This window comes from Sphingomonas montanisoli (genome assembly GCF_008274695.1).
In the GTDB taxonomy this organism is placed as follows: domain Bacteria; phylum Pseudomonadota; class Alphaproteobacteria; order Sphingomonadales; family Sphingomonadaceae; genus Rhizorhabdus; species Rhizorhabdus montanisoli.
This window is the reverse complement of the sequence record NZ_VTOU01000003.1, coordinates 663,751-685,195: the sequence shown is the minus strand read 5'-3', so window position 1 is coordinate 685,195 and position 21,445 is coordinate 663,751. Positions and strand designations below refer to the sequence as shown.

21 protein-coding genes are annotated in these 21,445 nt (G+C 64.9%); 17 read left to right on the top strand and 4 right to left on the bottom strand.

The window, feature by feature from the left end; translation table 11 throughout:
* The first annotated feature begins 2 nt into the window (after positions 1-2).
* The 4 genes from scpA (at position 3) to FYJ91_RS14540 (ending at position 5,649) form a co-directional block, all read left to right on the top strand.
* On the top strand, positions 3-2,150 hold the full coding sequence (scpA, locus tag FYJ91_RS14555; protein ID WP_149522981.1) for a methylmalonyl-CoA mutase: 2,148 nt from the start codon (positions 3-5) through the stop codon (positions 2,148-2,150).
* Positions 2,150-3,163, top strand: coding sequence for a biotin synthase BioB (gene bioB, locus FYJ91_RS14550; protein ID WP_149522980.1), 1,014 nt, complete (start codon positions 2,150-2,152; stop codon positions 3,161-3,163). Before scpA ends, bioB begins: the two co-directional genes overlap by 1 nt.
* A gap of 34 nt (positions 3,164-3,197) precedes the next feature.
* The gene (locus FYJ91_RS14545; RefSeq protein WP_149522979.1) at positions 3,198-5,180 is read left to right on the top strand and encodes an acetyl-CoA carboxylase biotin carboxylase subunit; all 1,983 of its coding nucleotides are present in this window, start codon (positions 3,198-3,200) and stop codon (positions 5,178-5,180) included.
* A gap of 121 nt (positions 5,181-5,301) precedes the next feature.
* Positions 5,302-5,649, top strand: a complete 348-nt coding sequence (locus FYJ91_RS14540) for an energy transducer TonB (protein WP_149522978.1) — start codon at positions 5,302-5,304, stop codon at positions 5,647-5,649.
* Positions 5,650-5,651: 2 nt separating this feature from the next.
* Here FYJ91_RS14540 and glk read toward each other — a convergent pair whose 3' ends face one another.
* From glk to zwf, 4 genes are read right to left on the bottom strand one after another with little or no spacing between them, the layout of a single operon-like run.
* Entirely contained in the window at positions 5,652-6,617 is a 966-nt protein-coding gene (glk, locus tag FYJ91_RS14535; RefSeq protein ID WP_149522977.1) for a glucokinase, read from the bottom strand.
* Between the two features lie 2 nt (positions 6,618-6,619).
* Complete coding sequence (gene edd, locus FYJ91_RS14530) at positions 6,620-8,440, bottom strand: phosphogluconate dehydratase (RefSeq protein ID WP_149522976.1); 1,821 nt, start codon at positions 8,438-8,440, stop codon at positions 6,620-6,622.
* Between the two features lie 13 nt (positions 8,441-8,453).
* The gene (gene pgl, locus FYJ91_RS14525; protein ID WP_149522975.1) at positions 8,454-9,158 is read right to left on the bottom strand and encodes a 6-phosphogluconolactonase; all 705 of its coding nucleotides are present in this window, start codon (positions 9,156-9,158) and stop codon (positions 8,454-8,456) included.
* Positions 9,159-9,172: 14 nt separating this feature from the next.
* On the bottom strand, positions 9,173-10,633 hold the full coding sequence (gene zwf, locus FYJ91_RS14520) for a glucose-6-phosphate dehydrogenase (protein WP_149522974.1): 1,461 nt from the start codon (positions 10,631-10,633) through the stop codon (positions 9,173-9,175).
* Positions 10,634-10,905: 272 nt separating this feature from the next.
* On the opposite strand from zwf, the gene efp reads away from it, so the two are divergent.
* From efp to nuoI, 13 genes are all read left to right on the top strand, one after another.
* Positions 10,906-11,469 carry an elongation factor P gene (gene efp / locus FYJ91_RS14515; protein WP_149522973.1) on the top strand — a complete coding sequence of 188 codons (564 nt, stop codon included), beginning with the start codon at positions 10,906-10,908 and terminating at the stop codon, positions 11,467-11,469.
* Positions 11,470-11,516: 47 nt separating this feature from the next.
* Positions 11,517-12,338, top strand: a complete 822-nt coding sequence (locus tag FYJ91_RS14510; RefSeq protein ID WP_149522972.1) for an inositol monophosphatase family protein — start codon at positions 11,517-11,519, stop codon at positions 12,336-12,338.
* Between the two features lie 162 nt (positions 12,339-12,500).
* Positions 12,501-12,878, top strand: a complete 378-nt coding sequence (gene ndhC / locus FYJ91_RS14505) for an NADH-quinone oxidoreductase subunit A (protein WP_149522971.1) — start codon at positions 12,501-12,503, stop codon at positions 12,876-12,878.
* A complete protein-coding gene (locus tag FYJ91_RS14500; protein ID WP_149522970.1) occupies positions 12,869-13,426 on the top strand; it encodes a NuoB/complex I 20 kDa subunit family protein in 558 nt (185 codons plus the stop codon). The genes ndhC and FYJ91_RS14500 overlap by 10 nt, the downstream gene beginning before the upstream one ends.
* Before the next feature lie 10 nt (positions 13,427-13,436).
* Entirely contained in the window at positions 13,437-14,204 is a 768-nt protein-coding gene (locus tag FYJ91_RS14495; protein WP_181008524.1) for an NADH-quinone oxidoreductase subunit C, read from the top strand.
* Positions 14,204-15,427: an NADH-quinone oxidoreductase subunit D gene (locus tag FYJ91_RS14490; protein WP_181008545.1), complete on the top strand. Its 1,224-nt coding sequence runs from the start codon at positions 14,204-14,206 to the stop codon at positions 15,425-15,427. Before FYJ91_RS14495 ends, FYJ91_RS14490 begins: the two co-directional genes overlap by 1 nt.
* 23 nt (positions 15,428-15,450) lie before the next feature.
* Positions 15,451-15,756, top strand: coding sequence for a nuclear transport factor 2 family protein (locus tag FYJ91_RS14485; protein WP_149523380.1), 306 nt, complete (start codon positions 15,451-15,453; stop codon positions 15,754-15,756).
* Positions 15,756-16,430 (top strand): complex I 24 kDa subunit family protein, encoded by a 675-nt coding sequence (locus tag FYJ91_RS14480; RefSeq protein WP_149522967.1) that lies wholly within the window; start codon positions 15,756-15,758, stop codon positions 16,428-16,430. The genes FYJ91_RS14485 and FYJ91_RS14480 overlap by 1 nt, the downstream gene beginning before the upstream one ends.
* Complete coding sequence (locus FYJ91_RS20690) at positions 16,427-16,579, top strand: hypothetical protein (protein ID WP_181008523.1); 153 nt, start codon at positions 16,427-16,429, stop codon at positions 16,577-16,579. Before FYJ91_RS14480 ends, FYJ91_RS20690 begins: the two co-directional genes overlap by 4 nt.
* Positions 16,580-16,600: 21 nt before the next feature.
* A complete protein-coding gene (gene nuoF, locus FYJ91_RS14475; RefSeq protein ID WP_149522966.1) occupies positions 16,601-17,893 on the top strand; it encodes an NADH-quinone oxidoreductase subunit NuoF in 1,293 nt (430 codons plus the stop codon).
* A gap of 6 nt (positions 17,894-17,899) precedes the next feature.
* Positions 17,900-19,900 carry an NADH-quinone oxidoreductase subunit NuoG gene (gene nuoG, locus FYJ91_RS14470; protein WP_149522965.1) on the top strand — a complete coding sequence of 667 codons (2,001 nt, stop codon included), beginning with the start codon at positions 17,900-17,902 and terminating at the stop codon, positions 19,898-19,900.
* Positions 19,897-20,940 carry an NADH-quinone oxidoreductase subunit NuoH gene (gene nuoH, locus FYJ91_RS14465; RefSeq protein WP_149522964.1) on the top strand — a complete coding sequence of 348 codons (1,044 nt, stop codon included), beginning with the start codon at positions 19,897-19,899 and terminating at the stop codon, positions 20,938-20,940. The genes nuoG and nuoH overlap by 4 nt, the downstream gene beginning before the upstream one ends.
* The gene (nuoI, locus tag FYJ91_RS14460; protein ID WP_127740064.1) at positions 20,940-21,425 is read left to right on the top strand and encodes an NADH-quinone oxidoreductase subunit NuoI; all 486 of its coding nucleotides are present in this window, start codon (positions 20,940-20,942) and stop codon (positions 21,423-21,425) included. Before nuoH ends, nuoI begins: the two co-directional genes overlap by 1 nt.
* The last annotated feature ends 20 nt before the right edge of the window (positions 21,426-21,445 follow it).

Here is a 21,445-nt window from a genome sequence, read left to right as displayed (position 1 = left end):
AGATGAGCGAGAAGCCTACTCTCGACCAGTGGTCCGCCGCCGCCTCCAAGGAGGTGAAGGGCAAGGATCTGACCTGGAACACGCCCGAGGGGATCGCGGTCAAGCCGCTCTACACCGAGGAGGACCTCGAAGGCTGGGACGCCGGCCTGCCCGGCTTCGCGCCGTTCACGCGCGGCGTGAAGGCGTCGATGTATGCGGGCCGTCCGTGGACGATCCGTCAATATGCCGGCTTCTCGACCGCCGAGGCGTCCAACGCTTTCTATCACCGCAATCTGAAGGCGGGTCAGAAGGGCCTGTCGGTCGCCTTCGATCTCGCGACCCATCGCGGTTACGACAGCGACCACCCCCGCGTCACCGGCGATGTCGGCAAGGCGGGCGTCGCGATCGACACGATCGACGACATGAAGATCCTGTTCGACGGCATTCCGCTCGATCAGATGTCGGTTTCGATGACGATGAACGGCGCGGTGATCCCGATCCTCGCCTTCTTCATCGTCGCGGGTGAGGAGCAGGGCGTCGACCGCAAGCTGCTCGACGGGACCATCCAGAACGACATCCTCAAGGAGTTCATGGTCCGCAACACCTATATCTACCCGCCCGAGCCCTCGATGCGGATCATCTCCGACATCTTCGGTTATACGTCGCGCGAGATGCCGAAGTTCAACAGCATCTCCATCTCCGGCTACCACATGCAGGAAGCCGGTGCGACGCAGGTGCAGGAGCTGGCGTTCACGATCGCCGACGGCGCCGAATATGTGAAGTACGGCGTGGCATCGGGCCTCGACATCGACAAGTTCGCCGGGCGCCTGTCCTTCTTCTTCGCGATCGGCATGAACTTCTTCATGGAGGTCGCGAAGCTCCGCGCCGCGCGCGTGCTGTGGCACCGCGTGATGACGAAGCTGGGCGCCAAGGACGAGCGCAGCAAGATGCTGCGCACGCACTGCCAGACGTCGGGCGTCTCGCTGACCGAGAAGGATCCGTACAACAACGTCATGCGCACGACGATCGAGGCGATGGCGGCGATGCTGGGCGGCACCCAGTCGCTCCACACCAACGCGCTCGACGAAGCGATCGCGCTGCCGACCGACTTTTCCGCCCGCATCGCGCGCAACACGCAGCTGGTGATCCAGGAGGAGACCGGCATGTGCAACGTCGTCGATCCGCTGGGCGGCTCTTATTATGTCGAGAGCCTGACCAAGCAGCTCGTCGATGCGGCGTGGGAGATCATCGAGAAGGTCGAGGCCGAAGGCGGCATGGCGAAGGCCGTCGCGGCGGGCTGGCCCAAGGCGATGATCGAGGAAGCCTCGGCCGCCAAGGCCGCGCGCGTCGACCGCGTCGAAGAGGTCGTCGTCGGCGTCAACAAGTACGCCAAGGACAAGGAAGACCCGATCGACATCCTCGATGTCGATAACGTCGCGGTGCGCGAGGCGCAGATCGCGCGGATCAACAAGGTCAAGGCAGGGCGCGACGAAGCCGCGTGCCAGGTCGCGCTCGATGCGCTGCGCGAAGGCGCGAAGGGCAAGGGCAATCTGCTCGAACTCGCCGTCGAATGCGCCCGCAAGCGTGCGACGCTCGGCGAAATCTCGCTGGCGATGGAGGATGTGTTCGGCCGTCACGGCACCTTCCCGACCCCGGTGAAGGGCATTTATGGCGGCGCCTATGGCGAGGACGCCAAGTGGCAGGGGCTGGTCGACGGCGTGTCCTCGATCGAACGCCGCATGGGCCGCAAGCCCAAGATGCTCGTCGCCAAGATGGGCCAGGACGGGCATGATCGCGGCGCGAATCTCGTGTCGTCTGCGTTCGGCGATCTCGGCTTCGACGTGGTCGCCGGGCCGCTGTTCCAGACGCCCAAGGAGGCCGCCGATCTTGCGATCAAGGCCGATGTCGACGTGGTCGGCGCCTCGTCGCTCGCTGCGGGCCACAAGACCCTGATCCCCGAGCTGATCGGGCATCTCAAGGACGCCGGCCGCACCGATATCAAGGTGATCGCCGGCGGCGTGATCCCCGCGCAGGACTATCAGGTTCTGCGCGACGCGGGCGTGCAGGCGATCTTCGGCCCCGGCACCAACCTCGTCAACGCGGCGACCGAAGTGCTACAGCTGTTGGGACACAACCAACCGCCCGAAGGCATCGACGAGGCCGCCGAATAATGACTGCTACGACTGAAATCCGCCAGGACTGGACCCGCGACGAGATCGCGGCCCTGTTCGATCTGCCGTTCAACGACCTGCTGTTCGATGCGCAGACCGTCCACCGCGCGAACTTTCCGCGCAATGAGGTCCAGCTGTCGACCCTGCTGTCGATCAAGACCGGCGGCTGCGTCGAGGACTGCGGTTATTGCAACCAGTCGACCCACGCCGAAACGGGCCTCAAGGCCACCAAGATGATGGACGTGCGCGCCGTGCTGCAGGCGGCCGCGCAGGCCAAGGACGGCGGATCGTCGCGCTTCTGCATGGGCGCCGCCTGGCGTGAGCCCAAGGATCGCGACATGCCCGCCATCATCGAAATGGTGAAGGGCGTGCGCCAGATGGGGCTCGAAACCTGCATGACGCTGGGGATGCTCACCGACAAGCAGGTCGGTCAGCTCGCCGATGCGGGCCTCGATTATTACAACCACAATATCGACACCTCGCCGGAAAATTACGCGAACGTCATCACGACACGCAGCTTCGAGGATCGCGTCCAGACCCTGGAGCGCGTGCGCGAGGCGGGGATCAACGTCTGTTCGGGCGGGATCGTCGGCATGGGCGAGACGCGCGCGGATCGCGTCGGCTTCCTCCACGCGCTCGCGACGATGGAGCATCCCGAAAGCGTGCCGATCAACGCGCTGGTGCCGGTGAAGGGCACGGTGCTGGGCGACATGCTCGCCGACACGCCGCTCGCCAAGATCGACGAGATCGAGTTCGTCCGCACCGTCGCGGTCGCCCGCATCGTGATGCCCGCATCGATGGTGCGCCTGTCGGCGGGCCGCGAGAGCATGAGCGAGGCGTGCCAGGCGCTCTGCTTCATGGCGGGCGCCAACTCGATCTTCACGGGTGACAAGCTGCTCACCACGAACAATGCCGGCGACGACAAGGACGCCGCTCTGTTCGCGAAGCTGGGCGTCGTGCCGATGGCCGCAGCCGAGCCGCAGCCGTCGCCCTGCGCGATCGCCGCCGAATAACTGAACGCCGACCAGACGACCTGAAGGGGCCAAGATGTTCAAGAAGATCCTGATCGCCAATCGTGGCGAGATCGCCTGCCGCGTCATCAAGACCGCGAAGAAGATGGGGATCGCGACCGTCGCGGTCTATTCGGATGCTGATGCGCGCGCGCCGCACGTCCAGATGGCCGATGAGGCGGTGCATATCGGTGCTTCGCCCGCGTCCGAGAGCTACCTGATCGCCGACAAGATCATCGCCGCCTGCAAGCAGACCGGCGCGGAAGCGGTCCATCCCGGCTACGGCTTCCTGTCGGAGCGGACGAGCTTCGCCGAGGCGCTGGAAGCCGCCGGCATCGCCTTCGTCGGCCCGCCGGTGAACGCGATCGCGGCGATGGGCGACAAGATCGAATCGAAGAAGCTGGCCAAGGCGGCGGGCGTCAACGTCGTGCCCGGTTTCGTCGGCGAGATCGAGGATACCGAGCACGCCGTCCGCATCGCGGGCGAGATCGGCTATCCGGTGATGATGAAGGCATCGGCCGGCGGCGGCGGCAAAGGCATGCGCCTGGCCTATTCCGAAAAGGACGTCCGCGAAGGCTTCGAGGCGACCAAGCGCGAGGGCCTCAACAGCTTCGGCGACGATCGAGTCTTCATTGAGAAGTTCATCCTCAATCCGCGCCACATCGAGATCCAGATTCTGGGCGATAAGCACGGCAACACGCTCTACCTGAACGAGCGCGAATGCTCGATCCAGCGTCGTCACCAGAAGGTGGTCGAGGAAGCGCCGTCGCCCTTCGTCACCCCCAAGATGCGCAAGGCGATGGGTGAGCAGTGCGTCGCGCTGGCCAAGGCCGTCGGCTATTATTCGGCGGGCACGGTCGAGCTGATCGTCTCGGGCGCCGATGAGACCGGCGAGAGCTTCTACTTCCTCGAGATGAACACCCGCCTGCAGGTCGAACATCCGGTGACCGAACTGATCACTGGGGTCGACCTGGTCGAACAGATGATCCGCGTCGCTTATGGCGAGAAGCTGGCGATGACGCAGGCCGATGTCGGCATCAACGGCTGGGCGATCGAGAATCGCGTCTATGCCGAAGATCCCTATCGCGGCTTCCTGCCCTCGACGGGCCGCCTCGTGCGCTATCGCCCGCCCGCCGAGGTGGATCATGTCCGCGTCGACGACGGCGTGTACGAGGGCAGCGAAATCTCGATGTTCTACGATCCGATGATCGCCAAGCTGATCACGTGGGGCGAGACGCGCGAGGAAGCGACCGCGCGTCAGGTTACCGCGCTTGACCGGTTCGAGCTCGAAGGCATCGGCCATAACATCGACTTCCTGTCGGCGATCATGCAGCACCCGCGGTTCGCCTCGGGCAACCTCACCACCGGCTTCATCGCCGAGGAATATCCCGAAGGCTTCGTCGGCGCGCCGGCCGATGCCAAACTCACCTCGCGCCTCTCGGCGATTGCGGGCGTCCTCGCCAGCGTCGATGCGGGCCGCGCGGCGCAGATCGACGGGCGCCTAAACGGCCCCGCCGAGCCGCCGTCCGACTGGGTGGTGACGATGGACGGCGCCGAGCATCGCGTGTCGATCGCCGATGCGGCGGTGACGGTGGATGGCGAGGCTGTCGTCGTCGACGTCGCTTATGTGCCGGGGCAGAAGCTGGTCGAGGCGGTCGTCGACGGTGAAGGCCTGTCGATCCGGGTCGAGCGCAAGCGCACCGGCTGGCGTTTCACGGCGCGCGGCGCGAGCCACAATCTGCGCGTGCTGACGCCGCGCGTGGCTGATCTGGCGCATCACATGATCGAAAAGATCCCGCCGGATCTGTCGCGCTTCCTGCTTTGCCCGATGCCGGGCCTGATCACCGCGATCAACGTTGGCGAGGGCGACAAGGTCGAGGCCGGACAGCCGCTCGCGGTCGTCGAGGCGATGAAGATGGAGAATATCCTGCGCGCCGAAAAGGCGGGCGTGGTGAAGTCCGTTTCGGCCAAGGCGGGCGAGAGCCTGGCCGTCGACGCGGTGATTCTCGAGTTCGAATAAACCGAATGTCGTAGGGGCGGGCATCATTTCCCGCCCCTGCTTTAACGGACGCTTAGGGCTGTCGCGTTACATCTCTTCCCCGAACGGGCCAGACGGTCCGCAAAGGGGACGGAGATTGGTGATGGCGAAGTTGTGGGTGCGTACGGCGGTTCTGGCTCTGGTCTGCGCGGGTGCGACTCCGGCCTTCGCTGCGCCGTCGCCCGAGTGGACCGGGAAGGTCCGTCAGATGCTCGCCGCCAAGCAGGATTATCCGCGCGCGGCGCAGGTCCGCGGCGATGAAGGCACCGCCAAGCTCAAGATCGATGTTGCCGCAGATGGTTCGCTCGCCGCCGTCGCGCTGGTGCAGCCCACCGGCTCTGCCACGCTCGACAGGGAAGCGATCGCCGTCGCGCGCAAGGTCGGCGCTTTCCCGCCGCCCCCGGGTGGCCCGGCATCGGTGATCGTGCCGCTCACCTGGAAGATGATGTAACTTTATTCCAGATCGTTCCCGAACGCCGTGGCTGCACCGAGCAGCCCGGGTTCGGGGTGGACGGCGAGGCGGATGGGGAACTGCCCCATTCTTTTCTCGAACCGGCCCTTGGCGCGAAACCGCTCGTTGAACAACGGTCCCGCGACCCGATCGATCACCCGATTGGACAGCCCCCCGGTGAGAACCACGGCATTGGCGCCGTGCGCGAGCGCCAGATCGCCCGCCACCGAGCCGAGGATCATCACGAAGCGATCGAGCGCGCTGGCCGCCAGACGGTTGGTCCCGTCGATCGCCGCCTGCCATAGCACCGGATCCTCGACCGGCACGATCGCGATCCCCGCGCTCGCCGCCAGCGATTCATAGATGTTGGACAGGCCCGGCCCCGACACGATCCGTTCAGTCGATACCCGGCGATAGCGTTCGCGCAGGCGGGTCAGCAGTTTTTCCTCGACCGGGTCGAGCGGCGCGAAATCGAGATGCCCGCCCTCGGTCGCCAGCACGAACGCCTTGCCGTCCCGGCGCAGCAGCTGCGCGACGCCCAGGCCGGTGCCGGGGCCGACGATGGTCGTCACGCCCTCGTCCGGCAGATCACCGGGCGGGCCGCCGACATAGACGAGTTCATCGTCCTTCAACCCACTGACCGCCGCTGCCATCGCGGCGAAATCGTTGAGCAGGTGAACCTTGTCGATGCCCAGATCGGCGGCGATCGTCTTCGGCCGGATCGTCCAGCTGCTGTTGGTGAAGCGGATCAGTTCGCCCTCGACCGGGCCGGCGATCGCGATACTCGCGGCGGACGGCAGATCGCAGCCGCAGTCTTTCGCGAAGGCGGCCCAGGCGGCGGACAGATCGGGATAATCGGCGGTCTTGTATTTGCGCGCCTCGCCCATCTGCGGGCGGCCACCTGGCTCGACTTCGGCAAGGGCGAAGCGGGCGTGGGTGCCGCCCAGGTCGACCGCGACGAGCTTCATCCTTAAAGCCCCGCGAGCGCCAGCATCGCCGAACCGCCCGCCTCGGCGCTGTCGGCGCCCGCGCGCATGAAGGCGAAGAGTTCGCGGCCCGTGCCGATCTGCGGCGGCGGGGGCATCACCTCCTCGCGCGTGCTCCATTCTGCCGCATCGACCAGCGCCTCGATCGTGCCGGTCTCGGCGCACAGGCGGACGATATCGCCGTCGCGCAATTTCGCGATCGGGCCGCCGGCCAGCGCCTCGGGGGTCAGGTGGATGGCGGCCGGCACCTTGCCCGACGCGCCCGACATGCGGCCATCGGTGACCAAAGCGACCTTGTGCCCGCGATCCTGCAGCACGCCCAGCGCCGGCGTCAGCTTGTGCAGTTCGGGCATGCCGTTGGCGCGGGGGCCCTGGAACCGGACGACGACGATGACGTCGCGGTCCAACTGCCCCGCCTTGAACGCGGCGTTGACCTGATCCTGGTCATCGAAGCAGCGGCACGGCGCTTCGATCGTCCAGCGGCTCTGGTCGACCGCGCTCGTCTTGAATGTGCCGCGGCCCAGATTGCCGCGAACGAGCCGCATCCCGCCGTCGGGCTGGAAGGGCGCGCTGGCGGGGCGGAGCATGTCGGGATCGCGTGAGGGGGAGGGGGCGTCGGTCCAGGCGAGCGCTTCGCCGTCGAGCGCGACCTCCTTGGCATAGTCGCCTATGCCGCCCTTCGCGACGGTCAGCAGATCGGCGTGCATCAGCCCGGAGTCCATCAGCGTGTCGATCACGAACGCCATGCCGCCGGCGGCGTGGAAGTGGTTCGTGTCACCGGCACCATTGGGATAGACCCGCGCGATCAGTGGTACGACGGCGGAGAGGCGGTCGATATCCTCCCAGTCGATGACGATGCCCGCGGCGCGCGCGATTGCCGGGATGTGGATCGCGTGGTTGGTCGATCCGCCTGTCGCGAGCAAGCCGACGACCGCGTTCACGATCGCCTTCTCGTCGATGCAGTGGCCCAGCGGGCGATAATCGTCGCCATCCCAGCCGATCTCGGCAAGGCGGTGGACCGCGGCGCGGGTCAGTTCCTGGCGCAGCTTGGTGCCCGGATTGACGAAGGCCGCACCGGGGATGTGGAGACCCATCATCTCCATCATCATCTGGTTCGAATTGGCGGTGCCGTAGAAGGTGCAGGTGCCAGCACCATGATAGCTCGCGGCTTCCGCCTCGAGCAGTTCCTCTCGGCCCACCTTGCCCTCGGCATAAAGCTGCCGGACGCGGACCTTCTCCTTGTTGGCGAGGCCCGATGGCATCGGGCCGGCGGGGATCAGGATCGTCGGCAGGTGGCCGAAGCGCAACGCGCCGATCAGCAGGCCCGGGACGATCTTGTCGCAGATGCCGAGCAGCGCCGCGCCCTCGAACATGCCGTGGCTAAGGCCGACCGCAGTCGACAGCGCGATCGTGTCGCGGCTGAACAGCGACAACTCCATGCCGCGCTGCCCCTGGGTCACCCCGTCGCACATCGCCGGCACGCCGCCCGCCACCTGCGCGGTGACGCCGACTTCGCGGGCAAAGATTTTCATCTGCTCGGGGTAGCGGCCATAAGGCTGATGCGCCGACAGCATGTCGTTATAGGCGGTGACGATGCCGATGTTCATGGCGCGCCCGCCACGGATCGCGGCCTTGTCGTCGCCCGATGCCGCAAAGCCGTGGGCAAGGTTGCCGCATGACAGGTTGGGCCGGTCGACGCCGGTATCCCGCTCCCGCGCGATCAGGTCGAGATAGGCGCCGCGCGTCGGCGCCGAGCGCTCGACGATGCGGGCGGTGACGGCTTCGACTTCGACGTGCAGCGCCATGACGTTCTCCCGCTCAGGCGGCCCAGTGGATGTCGATCGCCTGCTCGGCGTCCGCAAGAACGCGGCCGATCGGCAGTTTCGACGAATGGCCGTCCTCGATCGCCTTTTCCAGCAGCGCGCGCTTCTCGTCGCCGGTCAGTACGATCGTGATCGCGCGGGCGGAGAGGATTGCGGCCTTGGTCAGCGTCACGCGGGCGACCGGCGCCTCGGCGGGCAGCGGATCGGGCATTACACCCACCATCCGCCGCGCCTTGGGCGCATCGAGCGCCTCCTGCAGATCGGGCCCGTCAAAGATCGAGGCGGTGTGCCCGTCGGCGCCCATGCCCAGCCAGACCAGATCGGGCGGCCAGTGCAGTTCCGCGATCCGCGCATCGGCAGCCTTGCCGGCCATGTGGTGATCGGCGGCCTTGTCGGTCGATACCGGCAGCACGCGCGCGCCCTTGGGCAGGAAGATCTTGGCGAGCAGCGCGGCGTTCGACAGCGCGTCGGTCAGCGGCACCAGACGATCGTCGGTCGGGATGATCGTCACGTTCTTCCAGTTGATCTTCGCCTTGGCGAGCTTTTCGTAGATCGGCAGCGGGGTCTTGCCGCCCGGCAGCGCGATCAGCGCCTGACCGCGCGCGTCCAGCGCGCTTTCGATGATGAAGCCGACATCGCCGGCCACGGCCTCGGCGAATTCGTCGGCATCGTCATAATCCCACCATTCAGCTTCGATCATCGTCTTCTCTTCTCTCAATCGTGCCACGTCACGCCGTCACGCTCGGTAAGCGCGATGGCGGCGGACGGGCCCCAGGTTCCCGCCGTATAGGGGCGGGGTTTCATGGCGTTGACGGACCAGCCGTCGCGGATCGCATCGACCCATTCCCACTGCGCTTCCACTTCGTCGCGACGGACGAACAGGGTCTGATCGCCTTCGACCAGATCGAGCAGCAGCCGTTCATAGGCGATACGGCGATGGCTGTCGGCAAAAGCGTTCGGCATGGCGATGTCGAGTGGCACTTCGCGCAATTTGATCCCGTCGCGATCCAGCCCCGGCACCTTGGACATGAGCAGCAGCCGGACATTCTCGTCGGGTTGCAAACGGATGACCAGCTTGTTGGGTTGCAGCACTGCGCCGCGCGCTTCGAAGATCGAATGCGGCACCGGCTTGAACTGGATGAAGATTTCGGACTGGCGGGTCGGCAGGCGCTTGCCCGTGCGCAGGTAGAAGGGAACGCCCTTCCACCGCCAATTGTCGATATTCGCCTTGATCGCGACGAAGGTCTCGGTGTCGGACGGCTTGCCCAGTTCGTCGGCATAGCCCGGCACCGCCCCGCCCGCGACCGCGCCGGCGGCATATTGGCCGATCACGATCATCTTGTCGGCGTTGGTCCGGTCGATCCGGCGCAGTGAGCGGAGCACCTTCACCTTCTCGTCGCGGATCGAGGTCGAATCGAACTGCGCCGGCGCCTCCATCGCGACCAGCGCGACGAGCTGGAGCATGTGATTCTGCACCATGTCGCGGATTGCACCGGCGCCGTCGTAGAAGCCGACCCGGCCTTCCAGGCCCACCGTTTCCGACACGGTGATCTGGACATGATCGATCCCGCCCGCCTTCCACAAAGGCTCGAACAGCGAGTTGGCGAAGCGCAAGGCGAGCAGATTCTGGACGGTTTCCTTGCCCAGATAATGGTCGATGCGGAAGATCCGCTCCTCGGGAAAGACGGCGGCGACCGCATCGTTGATCTCGCGGCTCGACGCCATATCGTAGCCGAGCGGCTTTTCGAGGCCGATGCGAACCCCGTCGCCCGCCAGGCCGGCCGATGCGAGACCGTCGATCGTCGCTTCGAACAGCGATGGCGCGGTCGACAGGAAGATCGATAACCCCTTCTCGGTCGATCCGACGACATCGGCCAGCGCCTGGAAGTCGCTTTCCTTCGATGCATCGACGGGGACGTAGCGCAGGCGGGCGAGGAAGGTCTTCAGACCGTCCTCGGTGCAGCGGTCGGCGGGCATATGCTTGCGCAGCGCCGCTTCGGCGAAGGCACGAAAGCCTTCGTCGTCATGGCCGCTGCGCGCGGTCGCGACGATCGCGAGGTCGGGCGGCAACAGCCCGTCGGCATCGAGCCCGTACAGCGAGGGCAGCAGCATCCGTTGCGACAGATCGCCGGTCGCCCCGAACAGGAGCAGCTTGCCGCTGGGGGTGCGCACCATCGTCTTAAGTCTCCCTGCCCGGAACGGCGCAACTCTAGGGAAAGCGATGCGGTTCCGGTAGCCGTCTGCGCCAGAAATGTTTCGGCCGCGCACGCCTTGATCCCAAAACGCCGTTCGTGTCGAGCGTAGTCGAGACACGTTGGCTGGGCATGCGGGGGCGTGTCTCGACTACGCTCGACACGAACGGAGGGGGGCTTGGCTTGCCCTTTTGGCGCTTCACCGCTATTGCGCCCGCCGGCTCTTTCCACACAATCGTGAATCCAGGTGAACCCATGAAGATCAGCGGCGTGGACATTCGTCCCGGCAACATCATCGAATATGAAGGCGGCATCTGGCGCGCTGTGAAAATCCAGCATACCCAGCCGGGAAAGGGCGGGGCCTATATGCAGGTCGAGATGAAGAACCTGATCGACGGGCGCAAGAACAACGTCCGTTTCCGCTCGGCCGAGACGGTCGAGAAGGTTCGCCTCGACACCACCGACTTTCAGTTCCTGTTCGCCGACGGCGAAGACCTGACCTTCATGGACAAGGCGACCTACGATCAGATCACGCTGCCGCGCGACCTGCTCGGCGATGCTGCCGCCTTCCTGCAGGACGGCATGGACGTGGTGATGGAACTCTATGACGAGCGTCCGATCTCGGTTCAGCTGCCCGACACGGTCGAAGCGACGATCGTCGAGGCCGATGCCGTGGTGAAGGGGCAGACCGCCTCGTCCAGCTACAAGCCGGCGATCCTCGACAATGGCGTGCGCGTGATGGTGCCGCCGTTCATCTCGTCGGGCACGAAGATCGTCGTCGACGTCTATACCCAGGAATATGTCCGCCGCGCGGATTGATCGCCATTGACCCTCCCCTTCGCCGGGAGGGGAGGAGTTTTTGAGTTATGGTTGCGCATTTCGGCCTTATCACCGTCATGGACCGCGCGGCGCGCAAGGCGGCACCCCGCCTGCGTCGCGACTTCAACGAGGTTCAGCAGCTCCAGGTGAGCCGCAAGGGCCCGGCCGACTTCGTGTCGATGGCCGACAAGCGCGCCGAACAGACGCTCTATGAGGAGCTGAAGAAGGCGCGGCCCGATTGGGGCTTCGTGATGGAAGAAGGCGGCGTGATCGAAGGCGATCCGACCAAGCCGCGCTGGATCATCGATCCGCTCGACGGCACCACCAACTTCCTCCACGGCATCCCGCACTTCGCGATCTCGATCGCGGTCGAGGAGCCGCGCGCGGGCAAGGAGCATGGCGAGATCACGCAGGCTCTGGTCTATCAGCCACTGACCGACGAGAGCTTCTGGGCGGAGAAGGGCCGTGGCACCTGGCTGCAGGATCGCCGCCTTCGCGTGTCGGCGCGGCGCGAGCTTTCGGAGGCGCTGATCGCGACCGGCATCCCCTTTCTGGGACATGGCGATTTCCGGCAGTGGACCTCGATCTTCGCATCGGTCGCGCCCGAAGTTGCGGGCATCCGCCGTTTCGGCGCGGCATCGCTCGATCTCGCCTGGGTCGCGGCGGGGCGTTTCGACGCTTTCTGGGAATCGGATCTCAAGATCTGGGATGTCGCCGCCGGCATTTTGCTGGTGAAGGAAGCGGGCGGTTTCGTGTCGGACTTCCGTGGCGGCGATCGCTTCCATGAGCGCAACGAATATCTCGTGACCAATGACGGGCTTGCCACGCGCATGCACAAGCTGGTGGCGCAGGGCTTGAAGGCCGCCTGAGCGGAGGATTTCGCGGACGCGGTCGCGAACGGGAAATCCTTCGGAAAAGCGCCCGCATTATTGCGATTCATTCTCACTCCCCGCCCGCTTGCTTCGCAGGTGCAGCGGGCCTAAACGTCCCGCGAAAGGCCGTTCCTCGGCCATCCTTGTCGGAGCAATCGAATGGCGTCGGTCGCCGCCGGATATCTGCCGATCCTGCTGTTTCTGGGCATCGCGCTGGCGCTTTCCAGCGCTTTCGTATTCCTGCCGATGCTGGTCGGCCGGGCGACAGGCACGCATCAGCCCAGCCCTGAGAAGCTCACCGAATATGAGTGCGGCTTCCCGGCGTTCGAGGACAGCCGCGCGCAGTTCGATGTGCGCTTCTACCTGATCGCGATCCTGTTCATCATCTTCGATCTCGAAGCGGCCTTCCTGTATCCGTGGGCGGTCTCGCTCGGTGCGATCGGTTTCGCCGGCTGGCTGTCGATGATGATCTTCCTGGTCGAGCTGACCATTGGTTATATCTATGCGTGGAAGAAGGGAGCGCTGGAATGGGAGTGATCCTCGACCCGGCTGCGAACCCGCATCCGACCGAAAATGCGTTGGTTCCGCCCGACGCGGACTTCTTCAATTCGCTTCAGTCCGAAGTGAACGACAAGGGTTTCCTCGTCACCTCGGCGGAAGACCTGTTCACCTGGGCGCGCACCGGCTCCTTGTGGTGGATGACCTTCGGCCTCGCCTGCTGCGCGGTCGAGATGATCCACGTCAACATGCCGCGCTATGACATGGAGCGGTTCGGCGCCGCCCCGCGCGCATCGCCGCGTCAGTCCGACGTGATGATCGTCGCGGGCACGCTGTGCAACAAGATGGCCCCGGCGCTGCGCCGCGTTTACGACCAGATGTCGGAGCCGAAATACGTGATCTCGATGGGCAGCTGCGCCAATGGCGGCGGCTATTACCATTATAGCTACAGCGTCGTGCGCGGGTGCGACCGGATCGTGCCCGTGGACATCTACGTTCCCGGTTGCCCGCCGACTGCCGAAGCGTTGCTTTATGGCGTGATGCAGCTGCAGCGGAAGATCCGCCGCGTCGGGACGTTCGAGCGTTGAGGGCCGGCTGATGAGCGTCTCCCATGCCTTTCCCCGTTTCGCGATGCCCGAAGGGCTGGGCGATGCGCTGACCGCCGCACTCGGCGATCAGTTGATCCAGATCCGCGAATGCGTGGGCGAATATGCGCTGCACGTGCGCCGCGATGCCATCGTCGAGGTGGTGACGATCCTGCGCGATCAACTGGCCTATCAGCAACTGATGGAGATTGCGGGCGTCGACTATCCGGATCGCGCGGAGCGGTTCGAGGTGGTCTATTGCCTGCTGAGCCTCACCAGGAACCACCGCATCCGCGTCCATGTCGCAACCGACGAAGCGACGCCGGTGCCGTCGGTGACGGGCGTGTGGCCGGTCGCCGGCTGGCTCGAGCGCGAAGTGTACGACATGTACGGCGTACTGTTCGACGGCAATCCGGATCTGCGTCGTATCCTGACCGATTACGGGTTCAAGGGGCATCCGCAGCGCAAGGACTTCCCGCTGACCGGCTATGTTGAGCTGCGTTATTCGGAGCGCGACAAGCGCGTCGTCTATGAGCCGGTGAAGCTGGCGCAAGACTTCCGCAGCTTCGACTTCATGTCGCCGTGGGAGGGTGCGGACTACATCCTTCCCGGCGACGAGAAGGCTTCGGCGACCCAGCCGGGCGCGCCCACGCCTGCCCCCGCGCAGACGGCACCCGAACCGGTGAAGGGCGAAGCGCCCCCGGCCACGCCCAAGACGACCGAGTCTCCTGCACAGACCGGCGAGGGCAAGGCCGATCCCAAGGGTGACGGAGCGAAATGATGGCCAGCGCTTACGAAGCTCTCACCCCGGACAAGCCCACTGTCGGCGACGTCGAGATCCAGAATTACACGATCAACTTCGGCCCGCAGCACCCGGCCGCGCACGGCGTGCTGCGCATGGTGATGGAGCTGGACGGCGAGATCGTCGAACGCGTCGATCCGCATGTCGGCCTGCTCCACCGCGGCACCGAAAAGCTGATCGAGTATAAGACCTATCTGCAGGCGCTGCCGTATTTCGACCGGCTCGATTATTGCTCGCCGCTCGCCATGGAGCACAGCTATGTGCTGGCGATCGAAAAGCTGCTGCAGATCGAAGTGCCGATCCGCGCGCAATATCTGCGCGTGTTCTTCGCCGAGCTGACCCGCATCTGCAATCACATGCTCAACCTCGGCGCGCACGTCATGGACGTCGGCGCGATGACGCCGAACCTGTGGCTGTTCGAAGTCCGCGAGGATTGCCTCAACTTCTTCGAACGCATGTCGGGCGCGCGCATGCACCACGCTTATCTGCGTCCGGGCGGCGTGCACCAGGATGTGCCGCTGAAGCTGCTGACCGACATCGGTGACTGGCTCGACACCCGCCTGCCACGCCTGTTCGAGGATGCGATCAGCCTGGTCGCCGACAACCGCATCTTCAAGCAGCGCAACGTCGATATCGGCGTGGTCAGCCGCGACGAGGCGATCGCCTGGGGCTTTTCCGGCCCGATGATCCGCGCGGCCGGCGTGCCGTGGGATATCCGCAAGAGCCAGCCCTACGACGTCTATGACCGGATGGACTTCGAAATCCCGGTCGGCACCAAGGGCGATTGCTATGATCGCTTCATGGTCCGTGTCGAAGAAGTGCGTCAGTCGGCGCGCATCATGAAGCAGTGCCTCAGCGAAATGCCCGAAGGGCCGATCGCCAGTTCCGATCGTAAGGTCGTCCCGCCCAAGCGTGGAGAGATGAAGCGATCGATGGAGGCGCTGATCCACCACTTCAAGCTCTATACCGAGGGCTTCCACGTTCCCGCCGGCGACGTTTACGTCGCGACCGAAAGCCCGAAGGGCGAGTTCGGCGTCTATCTGGTGTCGGACGGCTCCAACAAACCCTATCGCTGCAAGATCCGGCCGACCGCGTTTTCGCATCTGCAGGCGATGGATTTCATGATGAAGGGCCACATGCTGGCCGACACCACCGCGATCCTTTCCGCGATCGACGTCGTGTTCGGGGAGTGCGACCGGTGAGCAAGCTGAAGATCGCAGAGCAGATGATCGCGCATTACAATGCGCAGGATGCCGACGCCTATGTCGCGCTGATGACCGACGATGCGGCCGAGGCTGGCTATCGCGGTGATGTGGTGCGCGATGGCAAGGAAGGCGTGCGATCGGGCCTGAAGGCCATGTTCGCGCAATTCCCGGAAAACCGCGCCGAGATCATCACCGGCCAGCAGCTGGGCGACTATGTCCTGCTGCACGAGAAGGTGTTCCGCTCGAACGACGCAGAGCCGTTCGAGGTGATGAGCATCTACAGTTTCGAAGGCGACAAGGTGTCGCGCGTGGAGTTCGTTCGCTAATGGCCGACGCACCGCAGATCCCCGACGAGGCGGAAGTCCGCGCGCGCTGGGGCAGTTTCGCCTGGTCGGCCGAAAATGAGCCGCAGGTGAAGAAGATCATCGCGCGCTATCCGCCGGGCCGTCAGCAGTCGGCGGTGATGCCGCTGCTCGATCTCGCCCAGCGCCAGGTGGGCGCCGAGACCAACACCCAGGGCTGGCTGCCCGTGCCGGTGATGGAATATATCGGCGCGCAGCTCGGCATGGCCTATATCCGCGTGTACGAGGTCGCGACCTTCTACACGATGTACAATCTGGCGCCGGTCGGCCGCTACCATGTCCAGGTGTGCGGCACGACGCCGTGCATGCTGCGCGGTTCGGACGACGTGCTCGATGCCTGTTACAAGAAGGGCATGAAGAAGGGCGCGACGACTGCCGATGGCCTCTTCACGCTGACCGAGGTCGAGTGTCTCGGCGCCTGCGCAAACGCGCCGATGGTTCAGATCAACGACGACAATTACGAGGATCTGACCTTCGACACGACCACCGCGATCCTCGATGATCTCGCGGCCGGCCGTCAGCCGAAGATCGGCCCCGCGATCGATCGCCAGACCAGCTGTCCCGAAGGCGGCCCGACCAGCCTGAAAGAGATGGCCGGTGAGAACCACGATTATCGTGGCGAGTGGACTGCGGCATGAGCGCGCTTCTCTCGATCATCGTCACGATCGTCGTCGCGATCATCCTGCTGAAGCTTGCTTTCAAGCTTCTCGGGATCGTCATCGCGATCGCGATCGGCGTCGCCTTCTATTTCATCGCCGACCGTTTTTTCGGGAAGGCGGCACGATGACCGTTTCTGTGGATCGCCGGCATGCTCGCTGACAAGGATCGTATCTTCACCAACGTCTATGGGTTCCAGCCCTGGAACCTTGAGTCGGCGCGCAAGCGCGGTGATTGGGACAATACCAAGGATCTGATGGCCCGCGGCCAGGATCAGATCATCGAGGATATCAAGGCGTCGGGCCTGCGCGGCCGCGGCGGCGCGGGTTTCCCGACCGGCATGAAGTGGAGCTTCATGCCCAAGGAACCGAAGCCGGGTAAGCCCAGCTTCCTGCTGATCAACGCCGACGAATCCGAACCTGGTTCGTGCAAGGATCGCGAGATCATCCGCCACGATCCGCACAAGCTGATCGAAGGCGCGCTGATCGCCGGCTTCGCGATGCGCGCGCGGGCGGCCTACATCTATATTCGTGGCGAGTTCATCTACGAGGCGAAGGTGCTCTTCGCCGCCGTCGAAGAGGCTTACGCCGCCGGCCTGCTCGGCAAGAATGCCGCCGGGTCTGGCTATGACTTCGACGTGTTCGTCCATCGCGGCGCGGGCGCTTACATCTGCGGCGAGGAAACCGCACAGATCGAAAGCCTGGAGGGCAAAAAGGGCCAGCCGCGCCTCAAGCCGCCTTTCCCGGCGGGCGCGGGCCTGTGGGGCTGCCCCACCACCGTCAACAACGTCGAATCGATCGCGGTAGCGCCGACGATCCTGCGCCGCGGTGCGGCGTGGTTCTCGTCGATCGGGCGTGAGGGCAACAAGGGCACCAAGCTCTTCCAGATCAGCGGCCATGTGAACAAGCCGTGCGTGGTCGAGGAGGAGATGGGCATCTCCTTCCGCGAACTGATCGAGACGCATTGCGGCGGCATTCGCGGCGGGTGGGACAATCTGCTCGCCGTGATCCCGGGCGGTTCGTCGGTACCGCTGGTGCCGGCGGCGCAGATCATGGATGCGCCGATGGACTTCGATGGCCTCAAGGCACTCGGTTCGGGCCTCGGCACCGCCGCCGTCATCGTCATGGACAAGTCGACCGACATCGTCCGCGCAATCAGCCGCCTCAGCTATTTCTACAAGCATGAGAGCTGCGGCCAGTGCACGCCGTGCCGCGAAGGCACCGGCTGGATGTGGCGCGTGATGGAGCGGCTGCGTACCGGCGAAGCCTCGATCGGTGAGATCGACATGCTCCACGACGTCACCAAGCAGGTCGAAGGCCACACCATCTGCGCGCTGGGCGACGCCGCCGCCTGGCCGATCCAGGGTCTGATCCGCCATTTCCGTCCGGAGATCGAGCGTCGGATCAATGAGCGCAGCGGCGACCTCGCGGTCGCGGCGGAGTAACCAGATATGCCAAAGCTGACCGTTGACGGCGTCGAAGTCGAAGTTCCCGCAGGCGCCACCGTGCTGCAGGCGTGCGAGGCCGCGGGCAAGGAAATCCCGCGCTTCTGCTACCATGAGCGGCTGTCGATCGCCGGCAATTGCCGTATGTGCCTGGTCGAAGTGAAGCCGGGGCCGCCCAAGCCGCAGGCTTCGTGCGCGCTGCCGGCTGCCGACAAGCAGGAAGTGTTCACCGCGTCGCCGATGGTGAAGAAGGCGCGCGAAGGCGTGATGGAATTCCTGCTGATCAACCATCCGCTCGATTGCCCGATCTGCGATCAGGGCGGTGAGTGCGATCTGCAGGATCAGTCGGTCGCCTATGGCAAGGGTCAGTCGCGCTTCCATGAGAACAAGCGCGCCGTCACCGACAAATATATGGGCCCCATCGTCAAGACGACGATGACGCGCTGCATCCAGTGCACGCGCTGCGTCCGCTTCGCCGAGGAAGTGTCGGGCGTGGAGGAGATCGGCGCGATCTATCGCGGCGAGAACATGCAGATCACCTCCTATCTCGAACAGGCGGTGACCAGCGAGCTTTCGGGCAATGTCGTCGATCTGTGCCCGGTCGGCGCGCTGACGTCGAAGCCCTATGCGTTCGAAGCGCGCCCGTGGGAGCTGGGCAAGACCCCCGGCATCGACGTGATGGACGCGGTCGGCACCAACATCCGCATCGACGCGCGCGGCCGCCAGGTGTTGCGCATCCTGCCGCGCATCAACGAGGACGTGAACGAGGAATGGGCGTCGGACAAGACGCGCCACGCCGTCGACGGCCTCGCCCGCCGGCGCCTCGACAAGCCCTATCTGCGCAAGGACGGCAAGCTGGTCCCCGTCACCTGGGGCGAAGCGTTCCAGGCGATTGCGGCGGTGAACGCGGGTTCCTCGGTTGCAGCGATTGCGGGCGACCAGCTCGATGCCGAGACGATGTATGCCGCCAAGGGGTTGCTCGCGAAGCTGGGCTCGACCCTGCTCGAAGGCCGCCAGACCGGCATGGATTATGACGTGTCGAGCCTCGGCGCGGTCAATTTCAACTCGACCATTGCGGGCATCGAGACGGCCGACGTGATCCTGCTCGTCGGCACGAATCTGCGCTGGGAAGCCCCGCTGATCAACACGCGCATCCGCAAGGCGGTGAAGCGTGGCGCGAAGGTGTTCGCGATCGGCGATGAAGTGAACCTCACCTACAAGGCGACCTTCCTCGGCAATGATCTCGGCCTGCTCGGCAATCTGCCCAAGGACGTGACCGACGCCTTCGCCAATGCGCAGCGTCCGGCGATGATCGTCGGCGGCGGCGCGCTCAAGGCGGGCGCGCAGGGCGCGACGCTGGCGCTGGTCGGCTCGCTCGGGCTGATCAAGGACGGCTGGAACGGCTACAACGTCGTCCACCTCGCCGCCGCGCGCATGGGCGGGCTGATGCTCGGTTTTGCGCAGAAGGGCGGGATCGCCGATATCGTCGCGGCCAATCCGAAGCTGGTCTTCCTGCTCGGCGCGGACGATGTCGATGCGTCGAAATTCGCGGGTCTTAAGGTCTATATCGGCCATCATGGCGACAATGGCGCGGCCGCGGCCGACGTCGTGCTGCCGGGTGCGGCCTATACCGAGAAGGCCGGCACCTATGTGAACACCGAAGGCCGGGTCCAGCGCAGCGAGAAAGCTGTGTTCGCACCGGGTGATGCACGTGAGGACTGGGCGATCCTGCGTGCGCTCAGCGACGCGCTGGGCGCGACGCTGCCGTTCGATACGCTCGATGCGCTGCGTAGCGCGATGGCCGCCGAAGTGCCCGCTCTGGGCGTCGAAGGGCTGGCCGATTATGGCTGGTCGGCGCCGTCGCTCTCCGCGTCGGCCTCGGGTCCGGTGGGCTATCCGATCAAGGATTTCTACCTGACCAACCCGATCGCGCGCGCCAGCGACACGATGCAGCGTTGCTCGGCCGAATTGCTCCACGGGGTCAGCTTCGCGGAGGCCGCCGAATGACCGCGTTCTTCGAAAGCTTCGGCCTGCCCTTCGAATGGGCGTGGTTCGTCTCGATGGTCATCGGCTGCCTGGTGATCGCGCTGCCGCTGATGCTCGCGGTCGCGATGATCATCTATGCCGATCGCAAGATCTGGGCGGCGATGGCGCTGCGCCGCGGCCCGAACGTCGTCGGTCCCTTCGGCCTGCTGCAGAGCTTCGCCGACGGTGCGAAGGTGTTCCTACAGGAAACCATCATCCCGTCGGCCGCGAACAAGGGGCTGTTCCTGCTCGCGCCGATCATCACCTTCACGATCGCGCTGGTCGTCTGGGCGGTGATCCCGTTCGCGCCGGGCGTTGTGCTTGCCGACATCAATGTAGGCCTGCTCTACATCCTCGCTGCATCGTCGATCGGCGTCTATGGCGTGATCATCGCGGGCTGGGCGTCGAACTCCAAATATCCCTTCTACTCGGCGCTCCGCGCGGCCGCGCAGATGGTATCCTACGAAGTGTCGATCGGCTTCGTGCTGATCTCGGTCGTCCTGTGGGCCGGCAGCTTCAATATGTCGGCGATCGTCGAGGCGCAGCGCGCGCATGTGTTCGAATTCGTCAACGGCTTCGGGTTCAATCCGCTGCTGTTCCCGATGGCGGTGGTGTTCCTGATTTCGGCAATGGCGGAAACCGCGCGCGCGCCGTTCGATCTCACCGAAGCGGAATCGGAACTCGTGGCCGGTTATCAGACCGAATATTCGTCGATGGCCTTCGCGCTCTACTGGCTCGGCGAATATGCCAACGTCATCCTGATGTGCGGGCTCAACGCGATCCTGTTCTGGGGCGGCTGGCTGCCCCCGGTCGATTGGGCGCCGCTCTATATGATCCCGGGCATCGTCTGGTTCTTCGCGAAGCTGATGTTCTTCTTTTTCGTGTTCAGCTGGGTGAAGGCCACCGTGCCGCGTTATCGCTATGACCAGCTGATGCGGCTGGGCTGGAAGATCTTCCTGCCGCTGTCGCTGTTCTGGGTGTTCCTGGTCTCGGGTTACCTCATGCTGACAAGGTATTCGTGATGAGCCTCGGCTACATCGTCAAATCGTTCACGCTCTGGGAGTTCGTGAAGGCGCACTGGCTGACCTTGAAGTATTTCTTCAAGCCCAAGGCGACGATCAACTACCCGTTCGAAAAGAATCCGCTGTCGCCGCGCTTCCGTGGCGAACATGCGCTGCGTCGCTATCCGAACGGCGAGGAACGCTGCATCGCGTGCAAGCTGTGCGAGGCCGTGTGCCCCGCGCAGGCGATCACGATCGAGGCCGAGCCGCGCGACGACGGCAGCCGCCGCACGACGCGCTACGACATCGACATGACCAAGTGCATCTATTGCGGCTTCTGCCAGGAAGCGTGCCCGGTCGACGCGATCGTCGAAGGCCCGAATTTCGAGTTCGCGACCGAGACGCGCGAGGAACTGATTTACGACAAGTCGAAGCTGCTGGCGAACGGCGACCGCTGGGAAAGCGCGATCGCCCAGAACCTTGCCGCCGATGCACCCTATCGTTAAGCCGCACGCCGTGACCAAGA